The organism is Nitrosococcus halophilus Nc 4 (assembly GCF_000024725.1).
In the GTDB taxonomy this organism is placed as follows: domain Bacteria; phylum Pseudomonadota; class Gammaproteobacteria; order Nitrosococcales; family Nitrosococcaceae; genus Nitrosococcus; species Nitrosococcus halophilus.
Genome location: NC_013960.1, coordinates 2,437,307 through 2,457,950 on the forward strand (window position 1 = coordinate 2,437,307; position 20,644 = coordinate 2,457,950).

The window sequence follows — 20,644 nt, forward strand, 5'->3', positions numbered from 1 at the left end:
TTCTGATTTAGATTTAGTTTCGCTCTAAACGCCAGGCGGCAATGATGAATATAAAACCCACGCCTGCCAATAGCCAGCTGAGGAGGGGCACGCCCGCTAACAGGATGGGGGTATAATCGCTCAGGCCATGGATGGTGGCTGCCCCTACCAAGAGGGCCGCCCCTGCTACGGCGGCCGTGGTGCGCAAGCTCGCACGGCGTATCTCTTGATGCAATTCTTTGAGATCATCGGCAGAGAGGCGTACCTGCAAGTGCCCTTTGCTGGCTTGTTTTGTGACCTCGTGGATGAGCAAGGGAAGTTCAGGTAGGGCATTTGCCCAGCGGGGAGCATTTTGTCGTAGGTTGTTGTAGGCGGCATGGGGGCCCGCCTGCTCGCTCATCCAACGCTCCAAGATGGGCTTAGCGGTTTGCCATAGGTCTAGATCTGGATAGAGATCACGACCTAGGCCCTCAATATTCAACAAGGTTTTTTGTAGTAACACCAGTTGGGGTTGGACCTCCATATGAAAGCGGCGGGCAGTTTGGAATAGCCGGGTAAGCAGCTGGCCAAAGGAGATTTCCTTCAAGGGGCGGTCAAAGATAGGCTCACAAACGCTGCGAATGGCAGACTCAAACTCATCAACCCGGGTGCCGGGGGGAACCCACCCTGCATCCACATGGAGTTCGGCCACACGCCGGTAGTCATGGTTGAAAAAGGCCAGAAAATTCTCTGCGAGGTAGCGTTGATCTTCGGGTCCCAGAGTCCCCATAATGCCGAAATCAAGAGCAATATAATAAGGGTTTTGGGGATCTTCAGCGGAGACCAGGATATTTCCTGGGTGCATGTCGGCGTGAAAAAAGTTATGGCGAAAAACCTGGGTAAAGAAAATTTCTACGCCGATTTCGGCGAGCCGTTTGAAATTTATCTCCTGACGCCGGAGTTCGTTGATATTACCAATAGGGATGCCTTGAACTTGCTCCATGACGAGCACATTAAGGCGGGTGTAATGCCAATACACCAGGGGCACATAGAGTTTAGTGGAACCGATGAAATTACGCCGTAATTGAGAGGCGGAAGCCCCTTCTCGGAGCATGTCCAACTCGTCATATAAATTCTTTTCTAATTCTGCCACGATTTCGCGGGGACGTAATCGTGGTCCTTCCGACCAATAGCGTTCAGCAAGGCCCGCTAGCATATAAAGAAGATCCACATCGCCCTGGATAACCCGTTTGATCCCGGGCCGTACAACCTTAACCACGACTTTGCTTCCGTCATGTAGCTGAGCGGTATAAACTTGGGCAATAGAGGCCGACGCTAGGGGTTCCTCCTCAAAAATTGCAAAAGCTTCGGAAATACGCTGGCCATAGGCTGTTTCGATGATTTCTTTCGCCTCTTCACTGGGGAAGGGCGCCACATGATCTTGCAGTAAAGTAAGTTCTTCTGCGATATCGTCCGGTAACAAATCCCGGCGAGTGGATAACAGTTGGCCGAATTTGACGAAGATAGGCCCAAGATCTTCCAGGGTATGGCGGATTCGCACTCCCCGTGGTGCCGTGGTGGAGGTTTTCCGCCACCAGTATCCGGGGGTAACGTAAATCAAAAATCGTAAGGGACGAAACAGACGTGTGGCCAGGATTACTTCATCCAATCCATGGCGCAGCAGGGTCCAATTAATATACGCTAAGCGCAGAAACTGACGAATTAAATTCATGGCTGTTGCTGTAACCGTTGAACGCGCGCTTCCAGTCGCTCTGAATCGGCCCGAAGAGAGTCGATGGCATCGAGAAAGGTGGCAACTTCGCCACGATCAGGCAATAATCGAGTTTCTTCGCGTAAGTATTCCGCTAGATCTTGGCTGAGGGCTCCGGTGGCCTGTCGACTCCAAGTCATCAAGCCGCGTATCCCATTGCCGAGTTGATGGGCCAAGATATCTCCCGTATAGCGTGATAATAGTTCTTCCCAGTCCAGGTCAAGGTTCTGGAGCAGTGTTCTGAGCTGCCGGCCAAGCTCTATATCGCCATGGATTTGGACCTCACCGGCAAGCAAAAGACTGGAATCGGCGGGAGCGGCCGCCATCCGTAGAAGGCCCAAGGGTGTGCCTGATAGGGTCGCCGTGGGGGGCAAATCGCTGGAAGTATCCAATAAAATGCCATCAGCGGTCGGTTCAACGAAAATTTGTAAATCCAGACCGCGAAGTTCCACCGCAATGCAGCGACCTGATAGGGCAGCTACCCGGGCCAAGCTATCAGGATCAAGACGTAAAGAGGCATTAATCGAGGCCTCAACGGGGGCTAATAAAATAGAGGGCACGTACACGGTGTGGTGTCCTATGGGTCCCAGGCCTATATTAGGATAATGGAAAATATCGCTTTGTAATAAAAAATTTAGGGCAACCATTCTGACCCCAATCGGGTCAGTATTTATAGCCCCTATGGAGGGCAACAATGCCCTGGCTTAAGTTATGAAAATCACAGTGATCAAATCCTGCAGATTGCATCATGGCGCAGAGGGTTTCCTGATCCGGGTGCCGGCGAATAGATTCTACTAAATAGCGATAACTATCCGCATCTCCGGTTACCCATTTGCCAATTCGCGGCAAAGCCCAAAAAGAATAGGCATCATAGGCAGGAGCCAACCAAGGTGCAGGTTTGGAAAATTCCAGCACCAGGAGTTGGCCACCTGGTTTCAAAATTTGGTACATGGAATGTAAGGCAGTTTCTTTTTGGGTGACATTGCGCAGGCCAAAAGCGATAGTGATTCGATCAAAATAATTGGCGGGGAAAGGCAAGCTTTCTGCGTTGGCCTGGACGTAGCTTATATTGCCTACTTTGCCCAGGTTCGTCAGCCGTTCCCGGCCTTTCTCCAGCATGCTTGAATTGATATCTGCAAGGACCACTTGGCCCTTATTGCCGACACGGTCAGCAAATACTTTAACCAGATCTCCCGTGCCGCCCGCTAAGTCTAGGACTCGCATGCCAGGCCGAATACCGCTGAGTTCAATAACAAAACGCTTCCACAGGCGGTGGATGCCGAGGGACATAAGGTCGTTCATCAGATCATAGCGGCTGGCGACAGAGTGAAAAACTTCGGCGACCTTATGTGCTTTTTCCTCTAGAGGGACCTCCTGAAAACCAAAGTGGGTCGTTTTTTTTTGCTCCATTCTTGATTTAGTCCGTACTTGAATCTTTTGTTTCAGGTTCCCTGCGTTGATAGCCCGCTTGCTGCAAGCGATCTAAATATTCTTGCCAAAGAGGGGTTTGCTCTTGCCCTAGTTTGTAAAGGTACTCCCAAGAGTAAAGGCCGGTATCGTGTCCGTCATCGAAGCGGAGTTTAACCGCATAATTGCCAACGGGCTCGATGTCTTTGATGTTAACGGTTTCTTTGCCAATGAGGAGGATCTCTTGTCCTGGGCCATGCCCCCGGACCTCTGCTGATGGGGAGTAGACCCGTAGAAATTCGCAGGGAAGTGTAAAATGAGCGCCATCGTCAAAGCAGAGTTCAAGCAGGCGGGAGTTTCGGCGAAGCTTGATCTCTGTAGGTTGGGGGTGCTGTGTTGCCATAATTTTGAAGCCAGAGGCGTTGCTAAAGGCTCTTAGAGAATATAGCGCGAGAGATCTTCATCCTGGGCCAAATCAGCTAGCTGTGTGTCTACATAGGCGGCGTCAATGGTGACTTCTCGACTGGCATGCGCATCCGCTTCAAAGGAGAGTCCTTCGAGTAGACGTTCCATGACAGTATGCAGGCGCCGAGCACCAATATTCTCCGTACGCTCATTGACGTGCCAAGCGATTTGGGCAATGCGGGCAATTCCATTTTCGGTGAAATACAAGGAGACTCCCTCAGTCTTGAGTAGGGCGGTATACTGCTCGGTAAGAGAAGCGCTCGGTTCGGTCAAAATACGCACAAAATCATTCACACTAAGGGCGCTGAGCTCAACCCGAATGGGTAGACGCCCTTGCAATTCCGGAATGAGATCTGAAGGTTTGGCCAGATGGAAGGCACCTGAAGCAATAAATAAGATGTGGTCGGTCCTTACCATGCCATGCTTTGTGGAGACCGTACTTCCCTCTACCATGGGGAGTAAGTCACGCTGCACACCCTCACGAGAGACATCCGTCCCGGAGACTTCTGAACGCTTGGCGATCTTGTCCATTTCGTCGAGAAATACAATACCATTCTGTTCGACGTTATCCAGGGCGCGCGCCTTTAAGTCCTCATCATTAATGAGCTTTCCGGCCTCTTCTTCAGTCAGCAATTTGAATGCCTCACGGACCCGCAGCCGACGGGTTCGAGTACGGCTGCCGCCAAGATGTTGGAACATATTCTGAAGCTGGCTGGTCATTTCCTCCATGCCCGGGGGAGCCATGATTTCCACTCCCATGGAAACAGCCGCTAATTCAACTTCAATTTCCCGGTCGTCTAATTTTCCCTCCCGCAGCATTTTGCGGAATTTTTGCCGAGTGCTTGAATCCCCTTCTGTTGTTTCACCAGCCATAGCCCGCGAGGGGGGTAAGAGGGCATTGAGGATTCGCTCCTCTGCCGCATCCTCGGCTCGGTCGCGAACCTTTGCCATTTCCTGTTCGCGAGTCATTTTGATGGCAATGTCCAGCAAATCACGGATAATCGATTCCACGTCTCGGCCAACATAGCCGACTTCGGTGAACTTGGTCGCTTCGACCTTAATAAAAGGGGCGTTGGCTAGCTTTGCAAGGCGCCGGGCAATTTCAGTCTTGCCCACGCCGGTGGGGCCAATCATGAGAATGTTTTTGGGTGTGATCTCATGGCGCAGTTCTTCACTCAGCTGGCGCCGACGCCAGCGATTACGAAGAGCAACGGCTACAGCTCGTTTAGCTGCCGTTTGGCCGATAATATACTTATCCAGTTCCTGAACGATTTGTCGAGGGGTGAGTTCGGGCATAATGTCCTGTTTTAGGGGTTTCAATCGGAGAGTTCTTCAATGGTTAGGTAGCTGTTGGTATAAATACAGATATCAGCAGCAATATTCAGGGCTTTTTCGGTAATGGCGCGGGCACTGAGGTCCGTGTTTTCGAGTAGCGCACGGGCCGCCGCTTGGGCATAAGGGCCCCCTGAGCCAATGGCAATCAAGCCATATTCGGGTTCAATGACATCACCATTCCCCGAGATAATATAAGAAGCCTTGGGGTTAGCCACGGCCAGTAGGGCCTCAAGCCGCCTAAGAGAGCGATCAGAACGCCAATCCTTGGCTAATTCTACGGCAGCGCGGGTTAGGTTGCCTTGGTGTTTTTCCAATTTAGCCTCAAAGCGCTCAAAGAGCGTAAAGGCATCAGCCGTCCCGCCGGCAAAGCCGGCAACGACTTGCCCATGAAATAGGCGCCGCACCTTACGGGCATTGCCTTTCATGACAATATCATTCATGCTGACTTGACCATCACCCCCCATAACAACTTGCTCTTGGCGCCGTACCGAGAGAATGGTTGTGCCTCGAAACTGTTCCAAAGGCTTATGCTCCTCGTTCAAATTGTTTCTTAGCTTTTAGATTCTACACCAAGAAGCGTATTCCACACTATGCACCGGTAAGAGGGCATAAATTGGAAGGCTCCCCATTTCCTTCAGTGGTTTTCCTCTGTCAGCCACGTGCCAACAGTTTATATTCCCAGTCTAACGAAGTTTTGACGATAAAATCCAGGTTATCATACTGCGGTTGCCAACCTAATACGCCCCGGATTTGTTCAGCAGCAGCGATTAAGCGAGGTGGATCGCCGGGGCGGCGGGCACATTTCACTACCTTTAGAGGGCGGCCATGAACACGTTGGACGGCGTCAAGTACTTCGCGGACGCTGTAGCCATGACCGTAGCCACAGTTTAAGATAGTAGATTGGTTGCCTTGTTTAAGATAGTCCAGGGCTAAAATATGAGCTTTTGCTAAATCCTCCACGTGAATATAGTCGCGGATTCCCGTGCCATCGGGGGTGGGATAATCGGTACCAAAGATAGATACTTGATCTCGCTTTCCTACCGCAGCTTCACAAGCAACTTTGATGAGTAATGTGGCTTCACGGGTTGACTGACCAATACGTCCGGTGGGGTCGGAACCGGCAACATTAAAATAGCGAAGAATCACATAATTAAGATTGCTTGCTTGAGATAAATCGCGTAGCATCCATTCGCTCATTAGTTTGGAAGTGCCATAGGGATTGATAGGGGCAGTCGGGGTGTCCTCGGTAACCAAGGGAGTAGAGGGGGTGCCATAGGTGGCCGCGGTGGAGGAGAAGATAAAGTATTTTACTCCTGCCGCCGTGCAGCACTCTAGGAGATTCCGGGTGTGGCAAGTATTATTGGCGTAATACTTGAGTGGATTAGCAACGGATTCTGGGACGACAGTGTGGGCGGCAAAGTGCATTACGGTGTCTACCTGGTACTCTTTCAGAAGGCTTCTTACCAGTTCGCTGTCTTTAGTGTTTCCAATCACGAGATCGGCGTTGATAACAGCATCGGCAAAACCCGTTGAGAGGTTATCTAGGACGACGACGCGATGAGACATCGCGGTCAGCTGCTGGACCACATGGCTGCCGATGTAGCCTGCGCCGCCAGTGACGAGTATTCCTTTTTGTGCCATAGCTTTAAATCTCCAATCTCGGTAAAATGCTTATTTTATGTATTAACTGCCGTGGTTGTAATAGGGGGTAGAATAGGCAATCACCAATAGGGGGTTATCGTCATAAAATCAAGCTTGGAAGCATATCTGGTATTGACATTACAGCAAGAATGCACAAGAATATTATGTTTACGTCTGGGAGGGGTTCCCGAGCGGTCAAAGGGATCAGACTGTAAATCTGACGGCTCAGCCTTCGGAGGTTCGAATCCTCCCCCCTCCACCAGCTCCAAGTGACGGGAGGAGTAACCTCTTAGATGAATCCTGCTAACCTTTGAATACATTAGCGGGCGTAGTTCAATGGTAGAACCTCAGCCTTCCAAGCTGATGACGTGGGTTCGATTCCCATCGCCCGCTCCATGACTCGGGTTAAGTTGGTCCCTAGGTGCATTTTTCGTAGGTGTATGATGTTGCTACGCCCATATAGCTCAGTCGGTAGAGCACTTCCTTGGTAAGGAAGAGGTCACCGGTTCAAATCCGGTTATGGGCTCCAAAAAAAATTTTGAATAACATATCAGTCATGTCGCAATTATTGCGTTGTCAGGTTTATGTGACTCTCAGGTAAGGGGGTATCCATCCATGTCCAAGGCGAAATTTGAGCGGAAGAAGCCGCATATCAACGTAGGCACGATTGGTCACGTAGACCATGGTAAGACGACGTTAACGGCGGCGTTGACGAGGGTGTTAGCGGAGCAATATGGAGGGGAGTTTAGGGCCTATGATCAGATAGACAACGCGCCGGAGGAGCGGGAGCGAGGGATTACGATAGCGACGGCGCACGTGGAATATGAGACGGAGGCTCGCCACTATGCGCACGTGGACTGTCCTGGTCATGCGGATTATGTGAAGAACATGATTACGGGTGCGGCGCAGATGGACGGGGCGATATTGGTGGTATCGGCGGCGGATGGTCCGATGCCGCAGACGCGGGAGCATATTTTGTTGGCGCGTCAGGTGGGGGTCCCGTTCATTTTGGTGTATTTGAACAAGGCGGACATGGTGGACGACCCGGAGCTATTGGAGCTTGTGGAGATGGAGGTTCGGGAGCTGTTGGACAGTTACCAGTTTCCGGGGGATGACACACCGATAGTGGTGGGCAGTGCGTTGAAGGCTTTGGAAGGGGACACGAGCGAGATAGGGATTCCGTCGATATTGAAGTTAGTGGAGGCGATGGATGCGTATATTCCGGAGCCCCAGCGTGCGGTGGACCAGCCATTTTTGATGCCGATAGAGGATGTGTTTTCGATATCGGGCCGGGGGACGGTGGTGACGGGCCGCGTGGAGCGAGGGATTGTCAAGGTGGGTGATGAGATAGAGATCGTAGGGATGCGGGAGACGCAGAAGACGACCTGTACGGGAGTGGAGATGTTTCGCAAGCTCTTGGACGAGGGTCGAGCGGGGGACAATGTGGGGGTCTTGTTGCGGGGGACCAAGCGCGAGGATGTGGAGCGCGGGCAGGTACTTGCCAAGCCGGGTTCGATTACGCCGCACACGAAGTTTCATGCGGAGGTGTATGTTCTTTCCAAGGATGAGGGGGGTCGGCACACGCCGTTTTTCACGGGGTATCGTCCGCAGTTTTATTTTCGGACCACGGATGTGACCGGCGCCATTGATTTGCCCGAGGGGGTGGAGATGGTGATGCCGGGGGATAATATTCAGATGACGGTCAGTTTGATTGCGCCCATTGCGATGGAGGAGGGCTTGCGTTTTGCGGTCCGCGAAGGGGGGCGTACGGTAGGGGCCGGCGTCGTCAGTAAAGTTATTGAGTAAACGTAGGAGCAGGGGCGAGTTTGAAGTATCATCTGAGTAATTCATTCAGTTTCCGCCCCTATCTTATTTCTAGTGTTTATTGTGTCAATAGTTCTGTTTACTTTAACTAGGCCAGTAGCTCAATAGGCAGAGCGGCGGTCTCCAAAACCGCAGGTTGGGGGTTCGATTCCCTCCTGGCCTGCCATCTAGTTAAGTATTCACGCAAGGGTTTTTTTACCAGATTAAATATATTAACGCCGTCTTTGGTTTCCGAAATTATTATGGCAGACACCATTAAACTTGCGGTCGCAATATTGTTGCTAGGTACCGCTATTGGGCTATTTTATTATTTTAATGAGCAATCTACGCTTTTGCGTGTGCTAGGGCTACTTACCGCAGTGGGCATTTCGTTGGCAATCTTGGCAAAAACGACCCGGGGTCAAGCTGCGTTGAGCTTTGCTGGGGAGACCCGAACCGAGTTTCGGAAAGTCGTTTGGCCGTCACGACAAGAAACTATTCGTACAACGCTTATTGTGTTGCTAATGGTAATGGTGATGGCAAGCATACTGTGGCTGTTTGATACGCTGCTGATGTGGATTGTCCGTCTATTGACCGGGTAGGGGGTTAAGGTGGCCAAGCGCTGGTATGTGGTCCAGGCTTTCTCTGGTTTCGAACAGCAAGTGAAGCGCTCCCTTGAGGAGCGAATTCGCCGTTATGGGCTGCAGGAAAAATTTGGGGATATCCTGGTGCCGACAGAGGAGGTCGTTGAAATGCGCGAGGGCCAAAAGCGTAAAAGTGAGCGTAAGTTCTTCCCTGGATATGTCTTGGTTCAAATGGAAATGAGCGATGAGACCTGGCATTTAGTAAGGGATGTTCCGCGGGTGCTCGGTTTTATTGGGGGAACTAGCGATAAACCGGCGCCGATCACGGATGCTGAAGCCGAAAAGATACTAGAGCGGGTCCGGGAAGGGGCAGAGCAGCCAAGGCCAAAAATACTATTTGAGCCCGGTGAGATGGTGCGGGTAGTAGAGGGGCCTTTTACTGATTTCAACGGCGTGGTTGAAGAAGTCAATTACGAAAAAAATAAGCTTCGAGTGGCGGTGTTGATTTTTGGGCGATCCACCCCGGTTGAACTCGATTTTGGACAAGTTGAAAAAAGATAGTGGTAGTGGCTAGGAATCTGGCTGTCTAGAGGATAAGGCTTCGGGGAGGCGAGAGCGCCGTTTGCACCCGATAGGAGCAAAACCATGGCAAAGAAGATAGAAGCTTATATTAGGCTGCAAGTACCCGCCGGACAGGCCAATCCAAGCCCTCCGGTAGGCCCGGCTTTGGGTCAGCGCGGCGTTAACATTATGGAGTTCTGCAAGGCATTCAACGCCCAGACCCAAGGTTTGGAGCAGGGCATGCCTATACCGGTGGTGATTACGGTTTATTCTGACCGTAGTTTTACCTTCGTGACCAAGACACCGCCAGCTTCTGTTCTGCTTAAAAAGGCAGCGGGAGTCACCTCTGGGAGTAGCCAACCTAATACCAATAAGGTGGGTAAGGTAACCCGTGCTCAACTGGAGGAAATTGCGGAAACAAAAATGCCTGATTTGACTGCGGCAGATAAGGATGCAGCCGTCCGCACTATTGCCGGTAGCGCACGCAGTATGGGTCTGGAAACGGAGGGGGTCTAAGCCATGGCTAAAATGGGTAAGCGGCTAGCTGGGATTCGGGAAAAGTTGGAGCCGGGGAAGGTCTATTCGGTAGAGGAAGCCATAAGCCTGCTTAAAGAGGCCGCAACGGCTAAATTTGAAGAATCAGTCGATGCCGCTGTTAACCTTGGCGTAGATCCGCGCAAGTCTGATCAAGTGGTCCGTGGTTCAACGGTATTGCCTAATGGTATTGGTAAAACAGTGCGTGTGGCGGTCTTTACCCAGGGCGCTAATGCTGATGCGGCAAAAGAAGCAGGGGCCGATGTCGTTGGGCTTGAGGATTTGGCTGAGAAGGTAAAGGCTGGCGAAACCGACTTTGATGTGGTCATTGCATCTCCAGATGCCATGCGCGTAGTAGGGCAGTTGGGTCCCATCCTAGGACCTCGTGGGCTGATGCCCAACCCCAAGGTGGGAACGGTGACCACTGATGTGGTTGGTGCTGTGACTAAGGCTAAAGCAGGGCAGGTTCGTTACCGGACGGACAAGGCGGGCATCATTCATTGTTCAATTGGCAAAGTCTCATTTGAGGTCGGTGCGCTTAAGCAAAATCTTCAAGCCCTGGTTGAAGATCTCAGGAAGCTGAAGCCTGCCTCGGCGAAAGGCGTGTACCTAAAAAAACTGACTTTGTCTACTACTATGGGCCCTGGTATAGCTGTGGATCAAGCGACCCTTTCAGATTAGGTGGGGCGAATTTTTTAACATTTGAGTTCATCGTTTCGATGATGGGCTCTGTTTGTTGAGGGTGTTAGAGGGCCGCCTACGAATATATCCGTAGGCTGTCTAAGACCGCAGGCGTGTTGAGCTTAATAGGTTGGCGGGAGGCCAACTGGCCTGCGCAGACGGTAGGCCCTGCTACTACTACGGAATGTTGTGGCAACGGCTGCCGTAAATTGGGAAGGTTGAGGATATTTCGACCTCCAATAGGTACTTATCTATGGACAGGGATGTGGCAGAAATTAATTAAGGAGGCAATAAGGTTGAGTCTTAATCTGGAAGCAAAAAAGGCTGTTGTTGCCGAGGTGGCGGCAGTTGCCTCTCAAGCTCATTCCGCTGTTGCTGCTGAGTATCGTGGACTGACTGTTGCTGAGATGACAAAGTTGCGGACAGCTGCCCGCGAGGGAAAAGTTTATCTGCGTGTGGTGCGTAATACGTTAGCGTCTCGTGCCCTGGAAGGAACCGAATTCGAGTGCATGCGCGATGGTTTAAGAGGACCCTTGATGCTGGCGTTTTCTCGCGAGGATCCTAGTGCTGCAGCGCGGCTGATTCGAGATTTTGGCAAGGAGCATGCCAAGCTTGTAGTGAAGATGGGCTGTCTTGGCGGTAGGTTGTTGCCCCCTGAGCAGGTCAAGGCCCTAGCGGAAATGCCTACTAAGGAGCAGTCAATTGCTATGCTTATGGGGGTTTTGCAAGCGCCGATCAGCAAGTTTGTCCGCACCTTGGCTGAGCCAACAGCGAAGTTGGTGCGCACCGTTGCTGCTGTGCGGGATCAAAAACAAGCGACCTGAATTCGCGGTTAGAAGGGTGTTTGGAGCTTAGGCAACATTCTGTATTAAGCAAGGTTTACGGAGTTAACGATGGCTGTAACGAAAGAAGAAATCTTAGAAACGATTTCGAATATGACTGTCATGGATGTGGTTGAATTGATTGAAGCCATGGAGGAAAAATTTGGGGTTAGCGCTGCTGCTCCAGTGGCGGCGGTGGCTGCGCCTGCAGCCGGTGCTGAGGCAGGGGCTGCAGCTGAAGAAAAAACAGAGTTTGATGTGGTAATGACAAGCTTTGGTTCTAATAAGGTGCAAGTCATTAAAGCGGTGCGTGGTGTCACGGGTCTTGGCCTTAAGGAAGCTAAAGAATTGGTAGAAGGCGCGCCTTCAGCAGTTAAGGAGGGAGTCTCTAAAGATGAAGCTGAAGATGTCAAGAAGCAACTGGAGGAGGCAGGCGCCAGCGTCGAGGTTAAATAACGCGACAGCGCGATTGTTTATTATCCGTGTGAACGGAAAATTGGCTGGTGGCGGTAGCCACCAGCCTTTTTCCGTTTCTTTAGTTTCTGCCAAGCATGGGGCTTGGTAGGAATAGTGACCCGTCTCTAGAGAGTGCCAGCAACGCGGTGGTTACCCGCTGCTGGTTTTTTGATAGCAGGCACTCGCCGAGGTGATAAGATGCCCTACTCGCTGACCGAGAAGAAGCGTATTCGTAAAGATTTTGGCAAGCTTTATAGTATACTGAAAACTCCTTTCCTGCTAGCAACACAAATCGATTCCTTCCGTAATTTCTTACAGATGGATGCACCTCCCAATAAGCGGGAGGATAAAGGGTTACATGCGGCATTCCAGAGCGTATTTCCCATTAAGAGCTATACAGAATACGCGGAACTCCAGTATGTCAGTTATCACCTTGGTACTCCCTCGTTTGATGTTAAGGAGTGCCAAGTACGAGGTTTGACTTATGCAGCTCCACTACGGGTTAAGTTGCGCCTTGTTATTTATGACAAGGAGGCTCCCGCTAGCGAGCAAGTCGTCAAGGATGTAAAGGAACAAGAAGTCTACATGGGGGAAATCCCCCTAATGACCCCAAAAGGGAATTTTGTTATCAATGGAACAGAGCGGGTTATCGTCTCCCAATTACATCGCTCTCCAGGAGTTATCTTTGAGCACGATAAGGGCAAGACCCATTCCTCGGGGAAGTTGCTTTTTTCCGCTAGGATAATCCCCTATCGCGGGTCTTGGTTAGATTTTGAATTTGATCCTAAGGACTGCGTCTATGCCCGTATCGATCGCCGGCGCAAACTGCTAGCGACCATATTATTACGTGCCCTTGGTTACAGCACCGAGGAAATCCTGATGATGTTCTTTGAGACTATTACAGTTCATCACCAGGGTTCAGCTTACTTATTAGATTTGCTGCCTCAGCGGCTTCGCGGCGAGTCTCTGCCCTTCGATATTATTAACCCCGATGGCGAGGTCATTGTCGAAGCCGAGCGACGGGTTACAGCACGGCATATCAAGCAGATGGAAAAGGCGGGGATGGAGACTCTGTCTGCGCCCAAGGAATTTTTAATAGGGAAGACTCTGGCTCGAGATCTAGTGGATACCGACACCGGGGAAGTCTTGGCTAGAGCTAATGACGAAATTACAGCAGAGTTAATGGAAGCCATAGAAGGCGCCGATATCCAAGCCTTTGATCTTATCTATACCAATGATTTAGACCGTGGCCCTTTTATCTCCGATACCTTGCGGTTAGATCTTACCACTACGCCTTTGGAGGCCCAAATGGAAATCTACCGCGTGATGCGTCCTGGGGAGCCGCCGACTAAGGAGGCCGCGCAGAATTTATTCCAAAATCTGTTTTTCAACCCCGAACGCTACGATCTCTCCCCTGTGGGGCGAATGAAGTTTAATCGTCGCCTTGGGAAAGAGGATATTACTGGCCTAGGTGTATTATCAAAAGAGGATATTGTCGATGTCATAAAAACTTTAATTGACATCCGCAACGGTTATGGCAGCGTGGATGACGTTGACCATCTGGGCAACCGCCGAGTGCGCAGTGTTGGTGAAATGGCGGAGAACCAATTTCGGGTAGGTTTGGTTCGGGTCGAGCGGGCGGTGCGAGAGCGCTTAAGCTTAGCCGAGTCGGAAGGGCTGATGCCCCAGGAATTGATTAATGCGAAACCGGTGTCGGCAGCGATTAAGGAATTTTTTGGTTCTAGCCAACTGTCGCAATTTATGGATCAGAATAACCCGTTGTCGGAGGTAACCCATAAGCGACGGGTATCTGCACTAGGGCCAGGGGGACTCACCCGTGAGCGGGCGGGTTTCGAGGTGCGCGATGTACATCCTACCCATTATGGGCGGGTCTGCCCCATTGAGACACCCGAAGGCCCGAATATTGGTTTGATCAATTCCTTAGCGGTTTATGCTAGAACTAATCAATATGGTTTTATTGAAACGCCTTACCGAAAGGTAGTCGAAAGCAAGGTGACCGGCGAAGTGGAATATCTGTCGGCCATTGAGGAAGGGCAGTACGTGATTGCCCAGGCAAATGCGACTGCGGACGAGGAAGGCCGCCTGGTGGATATGCTCGTTTCTTGCCGCCACAAGAATGAATTCACGCTTTTGCCGCCGGAAAAGGTGCAGTACATCGATGTGTCACCTAAGCAGATTGTATCGGTAGCCGCATCTTTGATTCCCTTTTTAGAGCACGATGATGCCAACCGTGCATTGATGGGGTCTAATATGCAGCGTCAGGCGGTACCCACCTTGCGGGCGGAGACCCCCTTAGTCGGTACGGGTATTGAGAAGGTTGTGGCCCGTGATTCAGGGGTGATGGTGGTTGCCCGCCGCGGAGGTATCGTGGATTCTGTGGATGCCGCCCGGGTGGTAGTGCGAGTCAATGATGAGGAAACGGCTGCTGATGAGCCCGGGGTTGATATTTACAACCTCACCAAGTATGCCCGCTCAAATCAAAATACCTGCATTAACCAGCGGCCCTTGGTGAAACCAGGTGAGGTCGTGGTAGCAGGTGATGTTCTGGCTGATGGTCCGTCAACAGACATGGGTGAATTGGCCTTGGGGCAGAATCTTCTCGTGGCCTTTATGCCTTGGAATGGCTATAACTTCGAGGACTCAATCCTTATTTCCGAGCGGGTAGTGGAGGAAGAACGGTTTACTTCTATCCATATTGAAGAGTTGAGTTGCTTTGCGCGGGACACCAAGCTGGGTCCGGAAGAAATTAGCAGCGATATTCCTAATGTAAGCGAAGCGGCTCTATCCAAACTGGACGAGGCGGGTATCGTTTATATTGGGGCGGAGGTCAAACCCGGTGATATTTTGGTGGGCAAGGTGACCCCCAAGGGGGAGACCCAATTAACACCAGAGGAGAAGTTGCTGCGAGCCATTTTTGGGGAAAAGGCCTCTGACGTGAAGGACACTTCCCTGCGGGTCCCTTCGGGTATGCACGGCACTGTGATCGATGTTCAGGTCTTTACCCGTGATGGCGTGGAAAAAGATTCGCGGGCTTTGCAGATAGAAGAGATGGAACTGGCTAAGATCAAAAAGGATTTGCGAGATGAGTTCCGTATCGTAGAAGCAGATATCTACCAACGCTTAGAAAAGGTTTTGGTGGGTAAGATTGCTGAAGGAGGGCCGGCAGGATTAGGCGCGGGCAGCAAGATCACAAAAAATTACCTTGCTGATTTGTCTAAGGATCGATGGTTTGAGATTCGGTTGCGCAGTGAGGAGGCGGATAAGCAGCTGGAATGGGCTGCTGGGCAACTTAAGGAGCAACGGGCTGCGATGGACGAAAAGTTCCAGCAGCAGCGGGCCAAGCTCACTTCCGGGCACGATCTCCCTCCCGGTGTCCAGAAGATGGTGAAGGTCTATTTGGCAGTAAAACGTCGCGTCCAACCCGGCGATAAGATGGCAGGCCGGCATGGGAACAAGGGCGTGATTTCTACTATCGTGCCTCTTGAAGACATGCCTTATATGGAAGATGGGACCCCGGTAGATATCGTCCTTAATCCCCTAGGGGTGCCTTCTCGGATGAATATTGGGCAGATCCTGGAGACTCATCTGGGGTGGGCAGCGAAAGGCCTAGGTCGAAAGATTGGCGCTCTCCTTGATTCCAGTTCAGAGCAGCAGGTTGTTGAATTACGTGCTTTTTTGGAGCAGGTATACAACACCAGTGGCAAGAAAGAAGAGTTAAGTTCTCTGAGCAATGGGGAAGTATTGGAACTGGCAAATAACCTGCGTAATGGTGTTCCTATGGCAACGCCAGTATTCGATGGAGCTTCCGAGAAGGAAATCAAAGCGATGCTGGAGTTGGCTGATCTGCCTACCAACGGCCAAACCGCTCTTTATGATGGTCGAACAGGAGAAGCTTTCGCCCGCCCGGTAACGGTAGGGTATATGCATATGCTTAAGCTTAATCACTTGATTGATGACAAGATGCATGCTAGGTCGACTGGCCCTTATAGCTTAGTCACTCAGCAGCCTCTGGGTGGGAAAGCCCAGTTTGGTGGACAGCGTTTTGGTGAGATGGAGGTATGGGCACTGGAATCCTATGGGGCTGCCTATACTTTGCAGGAGATGCTCACTGTGAAATCTGATGATGTGAACGGGCGCACCAAGATGTATAAAAACATCGTGGATGGGGATTACCGAATGGAAGCGGGTATGCCCGAGTCGTTTAATGTATTGACAAAGGAAATCCGCGCCCTCGGTATCGATATCGAACTGGAACAGGACTAAATGGCCACAGAAATGGGAAAACGAGCCGATGGTCGCAATAGACATATCCGCCAGCCCTGGCTATGGAGGACCGCATAATGAGAGATTTACTGAATTTGCTTAAGCAGCAAAACCAGATCGAGGAGTTCGATTCCATACGCATTGGTCTGGCATCTCCCGATATGATTCGGGCCTGGTCGTACGGGGAGGTCAAAAAGCCCGAAACCATCAACTATCGGACTTTTAAGCCGGAGCGTGATGGGCTTTTTTGCGCTAAGATTTTTGGTCCAGTTAAAGACTACGAGTGTTTATGCGGCAAATATAAGCGTCTCAAACATCGGGGCGTGATTTGCGAGAAATGTGGAGTAGAGGTGACTCTGGCCAAGGTTCGCCGGGAGCGTATGGGGCATATTGAACTGGCCAGTCCAGTGGCCCATATTTGGTTCCTAAAGTCCCTGCCTTCGCGGATCAGTTTGCTTTTAGATATGACACTCCGCGATATAGAGCGGGTTCTCTACTTTGAAGCTTCTGTAGTTATCGAGCCAGGCATGACTCCATTGGAGCGGGGGCAGCTCTTAGCGGATGAGGCCTATCTTCAAGCTGTTGAAGAGTATGGCGATGAGTTCGATGCCCGTATGGGAGCAGAAGCGGTCCAGGAAATGCTAAAAACCCTTGATCTCAAGGGAGAGGCCACAAAGCTGCGCGAGGAGATTACCAACACTAACTCTGACACCAAGATTAAAAAACTTAGCAAGCGGCTTAAACTTATGGAAGCGTTTATCGATTCGGGTAATCGCCCCGAATGGATGATTCTAGAAGTGCTCCCGGTTTTGCCGCCTGATTTACGGCCGCTAGTGCCTTTGGAAGGAGGGCGTTTTGCCACCTCTGATCTTAATGATCTATACCGGCGGGTGATTAATCGAAATAATCGTCTTAAGCGATTATTAGATCTGAATGCGCCAGATATCATTGTGCGTAATGAGAAACGCATGCTTCAGGAGTCAGTGGATGCTCTCTTGGACAACGGGCGCCGCGGCCGAGCGATCACAGGGACCAACAAGCTGCCTTTAAAATCGCTAGCCGATATGATCAAAGGCAAGCAGGGACGGTTTCGGCAAAATCTACTGGGTAAGCGGGTGGATTATTCTGGTCGCTCTGTCATTGTGGTGGGTCCAACCCTTAAGCTGCATCAGTGTGGTTTGCCCAAGAAGATGGCACTGGAACTTTTTAAACCTTTCATCTTTGGTAAGTTGGAGCGAGCTGGGCTTGCCACCACGATTAAGGCAGCAAAAAAACTGGTAGAGCGGGAAGGTCCTGAGGTATGGGACGTGTTAGAGGAGGTTATCCGCGAGCACCCGGTTATGCTTAATCGGGCCCCTACCTTGCACCGCCTTGGCATTCAGGCTTTCGAGCCGGTGCTCATTGAAGGTAAGGCGATTCAGCTCCACCCCTTGGTTTGTGTGGCTTTTAATGCTGACTTTGATGGCGACCAAATGGCGGTCCATGTACCGCTGTCCTTGGAGGCCCAGCTGGAGGCCCGCGCCCTCATGATGTCCACAAACAACATTCTGTCGCCAGCTAATGGGGAGCCCATTATTGGTCCCACCCAGGATGTAGTCTTAGGACTGTACTACATGACCTCTGAGCGGGTGAATGCCAAGGGTGAGGGGATGCTCTTCGCCGATGTCAATGAGGTACGGCGTGCCTATGAGACAGCGGCGGTTGATCTCCATGCAAAAGTTTCCGTACGTATTACCGAAACGGATCTCTCTAAACCTGAAGGTGAACGCGAAACGACCCGTATCGTGAGGACTACAGTGGGACGAGCACTGCTCTCAGAGCTCTTGCCGCCAGGGTTGCCCTTCGAGTTAGTCGATAGGAATATGACTAAAAGGGAGATTTCCAAGCTGGTCAATATCTGTTATCGGCGCCTAGGCCTTAAGACCACAGTGGTGTTTGCTGATCGCCTGATGTATCTCGGCTTCCGGCAAGCGACTCTGAGTGGTATTTCCATAGGTGTTGATGACATGGTGGTGCCAGAGGAAAAGCAACCCATTCTTGCTAGGGCGGAAGAAGAAGTTAAGGAAATTGAGGAACAATACGCCTCAGGCTTGGTTACCAATGGCGAGCGGTATAATAAAGTCGTGGATATTTGGTCCCATACCAATGACCAGGTAGCCAAGGCCATGATGGAGCGGTTAGGGAGTGAAGAGGTGGAGGACGCAGAGGGTAAAGTCGTCAAACAGCAAACCTTTAACTCCATCTATATGATGGCCGATTCTGGGGCCCGGGGATCGGCTGCCCAGATCCGTCAGCTTGCAGGTATGCGGGGTTTGATGGCTAAGCCTGACGGCTCGATCATTGAAACTCCAATTACGGCTAATTTCCGTGAAGGGCTAGATGTCCTGCAATACTTTATCTCTACCCATGGGGCTCGTAAAGGTTTGGCTGACACAGCCCTAAAAACGGCTAATTCTGGATACTTGACTCGGCGCTTAGTGGACGTCGCCCAGGATTTGGTCATCACAGAAGATGACTGTGGTACCACCCGTGGGATTAGCATGACTCCTCTGGTAGAGGGGGGTGACGTTGTAGAGCCGCTACGAGAGCGGGTGCTAGGTCGGGTATTGGCCCTTGATGTTTTTGTGCCAGGGAGCAATGAAGTGGCGATACCCGCCGGCACCCTGCTGGATGAATCCTGGGTCGATCATCTTGAAACCCTAGGCATCGATGCGGTGAAGGTCCGTTCACCTATTACCTGTGAGACCCGTTATGGGGTCTGTGCGGGTTGCTATGGGCGAGATCTGGGGCGTGGCCACCGTATCAATGTGGGTGAGGCCGTTGGGGTCATTGCGGCTCAATCCATCGGTGAGCCAGGTACGCAGCTGACTATGCGCACTTTCCATATTGGCGGCGCAGCATCCCGAACAGTCACCACCAATAGCATTGAGATTAAGTATAAGGGCAGTATCCGGTTGCATAATGTCAAGATAGTTCAGCATGAAAGTGGTAAATATGTTGCTGTCTCTCGCTCCGGGGAAGTCCATGTGGTGGATGAGCAGGGGCGTGATCGGGAACGTTATAAGATTCCCTATGGCGCTGAGCTTTCGGTGGGAGATGGCGATGTGGTGGAACCGGGTCAAGTAGTGGCCACCTGGGATCCCCATACTCATCCCGTGATTACAGAAGTGGCGGGCAAAGTCAGACTTCAGGATTTTGTGGAAGGCACCACCGTGGAACGCCAGGTTGATGAGGTCACTGGCTTGACTAGCCTCACCGTGCTTGATCCTAAGCAACGAGGCGCCGCTGCTAGGGAATTGCGCCCGATGGTTAAGCTAGTTGATGAAACAGGAAGTGACTTATGCATTGCAGGAACGGATATCCCTGCCCATTATTATTTGCCAGCAGGGGCTATCGTTTCGGCAGAGGATGCTACCATGGTCGGTGTGGGTGATGTGCTAGCGCGATTGCCCCAAGAATCCAGTAAGACCCGCGATATTACGGGTGGTTTGCCGAGGGTGGCCGACCTATTCGAGGCACGTAAACCGAAAGACCCCGCGGTCCTTGCCGAAATTTCGGGGACCGTAAGTTTTGGTAAGGAAACTAAGGGTAAACAGCGGCTTATTATCACTGGAAGCGATGGCGAACGGCATGAAGAATTGATCCCCAAGTGGCGTCAAGTCAATGTATTCGAAGGTGAACACGTTGAAAAAGGTGAAGTGATCGTTGATGGGCCGCCTGCGCCCCATGACATTCTACGTCTACGGGGTGTGGAAGAGTTAACTCAATATATTGTTAACGAAGTCCAGGATGTATATCGCTTACAAGGGGTGAAAATCAATGACAAGCACATTGAAGTCATTGTTTGCCAAATGCTTCGCAAGGTGGAAATAATAGAACCTGGAGATACCAGCTTTCTTAAGGGTGAGCAGGTTGATAAGGCGAGATTGTTGGAGGAAAATGAAAAGGTAGAGAAAGATGGCAAACTATCTGCCCGTTTTGAGCCGGTGCTTCTTGGTATCACCAAGGCCTCACTAGCGACAGAATCTTTCATCTCGGCCGCCTCCTTCCAAGAAACTACGCGTGTGCTCACGGAAGCAGCCGTAACAGGCAAGAGCGATGAGTTGCGCGGATTGAAGGAAAATGTGATTGTGGGCCGCTTGATTCCTGCGGGGACGGGATTAGCTTATCACTCTGAGCGGCGTCGCAAGCGGCATATGTTAGAGCAATCAGAAGCCCTAACCGGGGAAGCAAGTTCTTCTCGTTATGGGGAGGGTGAAATTTCTGAGTCAGGTGCTGCGACTGCTTGACAAAAAAGCTCATCGAGCCTAAAATCTCCAGTTTCCTACGTAGGCGTCCTCCTT

At 51.2% G+C, this 20,644-nt stretch carries 16 protein-coding genes and 4 tRNA genes; 13 read left to right on the forward strand and 7 right to left on the reverse strand.

Going from position 1 to position 20,644, the window contains the following annotated elements; all coding sequences use genetic code 11:
• Positions 1 to 13 precede the first annotated feature (13 nt).
• The 7 genes from ubiB to galE form a co-directional block, all read right to left on the reverse strand.
• Positions 14 to 1,690, reverse strand: coding sequence for a ubiquinone biosynthesis regulatory protein kinase UbiB (gene ubiB, locus NHAL_RS11500; protein WP_013033313.1), 1,677 nt, complete (start codon positions 1,688 to 1,690; stop codon positions 14 to 16).
• Entirely contained in the window at positions 1,687 to 2,376 is a 690-nt protein-coding gene (locus NHAL_RS11505; protein ID WP_238985342.1) for a ubiquinone biosynthesis accessory factor UbiJ, read from the reverse strand. The genes ubiB and NHAL_RS11505 overlap by 4 nt, the downstream gene beginning before the upstream one ends.
• 16 nt (positions 2,377 to 2,392) lie before the next feature.
• Complete coding sequence (gene ubiE / locus NHAL_RS11510; RefSeq protein WP_013033315.1) at positions 2,393 to 3,139, reverse strand: bifunctional demethylmenaquinone methyltransferase/2-methoxy-6-polyprenyl-1,4-benzoquinol methylase UbiE; 747 nt, start codon at positions 3,137 to 3,139, stop codon at positions 2,393 to 2,395.
• A gap of 7 nt (positions 3,140 to 3,146) precedes the next feature.
• Positions 3,147 to 3,539 (reverse strand): gamma-butyrobetaine hydroxylase family protein, encoded by a 393-nt coding sequence (locus NHAL_RS11515; RefSeq protein WP_013033316.1) that lies wholly within the window; start codon positions 3,537 to 3,539, stop codon positions 3,147 to 3,149.
• Positions 3,540 to 3,571: 32 nt separating this feature from the next.
• Entirely contained in the window at positions 3,572 to 4,897 is a 1,326-nt protein-coding gene (gene hslU / locus NHAL_RS11520) for an ATP-dependent protease ATPase subunit HslU (RefSeq protein WP_013033317.1), read from the reverse strand.
• A gap of 20 nt (positions 4,898 to 4,917) precedes the next feature.
• Entirely contained in the window at positions 4,918 to 5,457 is a 540-nt protein-coding gene (gene hslV, locus NHAL_RS11525; protein ID WP_013033318.1) for an ATP-dependent protease subunit HslV, read from the reverse strand.
• A gap of 130 nt (positions 5,458 to 5,587) precedes the next feature.
• Complete coding sequence (gene galE / locus NHAL_RS11530) at positions 5,588 to 6,577, reverse strand: UDP-glucose 4-epimerase GalE (RefSeq protein ID WP_013033319.1); 990 nt, start codon at positions 6,575 to 6,577, stop codon at positions 5,588 to 5,590.
• Between the two features lie 177 nt (positions 6,578 to 6,754).
• Here galE and NHAL_RS11535 point away from each other — a divergent pair.
• From NHAL_RS11535 to rpoC, 13 genes are all read left to right on the forward strand, one after another.
• A tRNA-Tyr gene (locus NHAL_RS11535) sits at positions 6,755 to 6,839 on the forward strand.
• A 60-nt stretch (positions 6,840 to 6,899) separates the two neighbouring features.
• Positions 6,900 to 6,973: transfer RNA gene (locus NHAL_RS11540), tRNA-Gly, on the forward strand.
• Between the two features lie 57 nt (positions 6,974 to 7,030).
• Positions 7,031 to 7,106, forward strand: a tRNA-Thr gene (locus NHAL_RS11545).
• 86 nt (positions 7,107 to 7,192) lie between these two features.
• The gene (tuf, locus tag NHAL_RS11550; RefSeq protein ID WP_013033320.1) at positions 7,193 to 8,383 is read left to right on the forward strand and encodes an elongation factor Tu; all 1,191 of its coding nucleotides are present in this window, start codon (positions 7,193 to 7,195) and stop codon (positions 8,381 to 8,383) included.
• Positions 8,384 to 8,491: 108 nt separating this feature from the next.
• Positions 8,492 to 8,567: transfer RNA gene (locus NHAL_RS11555), tRNA-Trp, on the forward strand.
• A gap of 76 nt (positions 8,568 to 8,643) precedes the next feature.
• On the forward strand, positions 8,644 to 8,982 hold the full coding sequence (secE, locus tag NHAL_RS11560; protein ID WP_013033321.1) for a preprotein translocase subunit SecE: 339 nt from the start codon (positions 8,644 to 8,646) through the stop codon (positions 8,980 to 8,982).
• A 9-nt stretch (positions 8,983 to 8,991) separates the two neighbouring features.
• Positions 8,992 to 9,525 carry a transcription termination/antitermination protein NusG gene (gene nusG, locus NHAL_RS11565; RefSeq protein WP_013033322.1) on the forward strand — a complete coding sequence of 178 codons (534 nt, stop codon included), beginning with the start codon at positions 8,992 to 8,994 and terminating at the stop codon, positions 9,523 to 9,525.
• 84 nt (positions 9,526 to 9,609) lie between these two features.
• Positions 9,610 to 10,041: a 50S ribosomal protein L11 gene (gene rplK / locus NHAL_RS11570; protein ID WP_013033323.1), complete on the forward strand. Its 432-nt coding sequence runs from the start codon at positions 9,610 to 9,612 to the stop codon at positions 10,039 to 10,041.
• Positions 10,042 to 10,044: 3 nt separating this feature from the next.
• On the forward strand, positions 10,045 to 10,740 hold the full coding sequence (gene rplA, locus NHAL_RS11575) for a 50S ribosomal protein L1 (RefSeq protein ID WP_013033324.1): 696 nt from the start codon (positions 10,045 to 10,047) through the stop codon (positions 10,738 to 10,740).
• Positions 10,741 to 11,036: 296 nt separating this feature from the next.
• Positions 11,037 to 11,564, forward strand: coding sequence for a 50S ribosomal protein L10 (gene rplJ / locus NHAL_RS11580; RefSeq protein WP_041354911.1), 528 nt, complete (start codon positions 11,037 to 11,039; stop codon positions 11,562 to 11,564).
• Between the two features lie 69 nt (positions 11,565 to 11,633).
• Positions 11,634 to 12,017: a 50S ribosomal protein L7/L12 gene (gene rplL / locus NHAL_RS11585; RefSeq protein ID WP_013033326.1), complete on the forward strand. Its 384-nt coding sequence runs from the start codon at positions 11,634 to 11,636 to the stop codon at positions 12,015 to 12,017.
• A 198-nt stretch (positions 12,018 to 12,215) separates the two neighbouring features.
• Complete coding sequence (rpoB, locus tag NHAL_RS11590; RefSeq protein WP_013033327.1) at positions 12,216 to 16,301, forward strand: DNA-directed RNA polymerase subunit beta; 4,086 nt, start codon at positions 12,216 to 12,218, stop codon at positions 16,299 to 16,301.
• Positions 16,302 to 16,378: 77 nt separating this feature from the next.
• Positions 16,379 to 20,590: a DNA-directed RNA polymerase subunit beta' gene (gene rpoC, locus NHAL_RS11595; RefSeq protein WP_013033328.1), complete on the forward strand. Its 4,212-nt coding sequence runs from the start codon at positions 16,379 to 16,381 to the stop codon at positions 20,588 to 20,590.
• The last annotated feature ends 54 nt before the right edge of the window (positions 20,591 to 20,644 follow it).

Coding starts and splice junctions, on each gene's coding strand:
- ubiE (WP_013033315.1), bottom strand. CDS start 3,139: ATGGAGCAAAAAAAAACGACCCACTTTGGTTTTCAGGAGGTCCCTCTA.
- secE (WP_013033321.1), top strand. CDS start 8,644: ATGGCAGACACCATTAAACTTGCGGTCGCAATATTGTTGCTAGGTACC.
- NHAL_RS11515 (WP_013033316.1), bottom strand. CDS start 3,539: ATGGCAACACAGCACCCCCAACCTACAGAGATCAAGCTTCGCCGAAAC.
- NHAL_RS11505 (WP_238985342.1), bottom strand. CDS start 2,376: ATGGTTGCCCTAAATTTTTTATTACAAAGCGATATTTTCCATTATCCT.
- rplK (WP_013033323.1), top strand. CDS start 9,610: ATGGCAAAGAAGATAGAAGCTTATATTAGGCTGCAAGTACCCGCCGGA.
- rplL (WP_013033326.1), top strand. CDS start 11,634: ATGGCTGTAACGAAAGAAGAAATCTTAGAAACGATTTCGAATATGACT.
- rplA (WP_013033324.1), top strand. CDS start 10,045: ATGGCTAAAATGGGTAAGCGGCTAGCTGGGATTCGGGAAAAGTTGGAG.
- hslU (WP_013033317.1), bottom strand. CDS start 4,897: ATGCCCGAACTCACCCCTCGACAAATCGTTCAGGAACTGGATAAGTAT.
- rpoC (WP_013033328.1), top strand. CDS start 16,379: ATGAGAGATTTACTGAATTTGCTTAAGCAGCAAAACCAGATCGAGGAG.
- ubiB (WP_013033313.1), bottom strand. CDS start 1,690: ATGAATTTAATTCGTCAGTTTCTGCGCTTAGCGTATATTAATTGGACC.
- galE (WP_013033319.1), bottom strand. CDS start 6,577: ATGGCACAAAAAGGAATACTCGTCACTGGCGGCGCAGGCTACATCGGC.
- tuf (WP_013033320.1), top strand. CDS start 7,193: ATGTCCAAGGCGAAATTTGAGCGGAAGAAGCCGCATATCAACGTAGGC.
- rpoB (WP_013033327.1), top strand. CDS start 12,216: ATGCCCTACTCGCTGACCGAGAAGAAGCGTATTCGTAAAGATTTTGGC.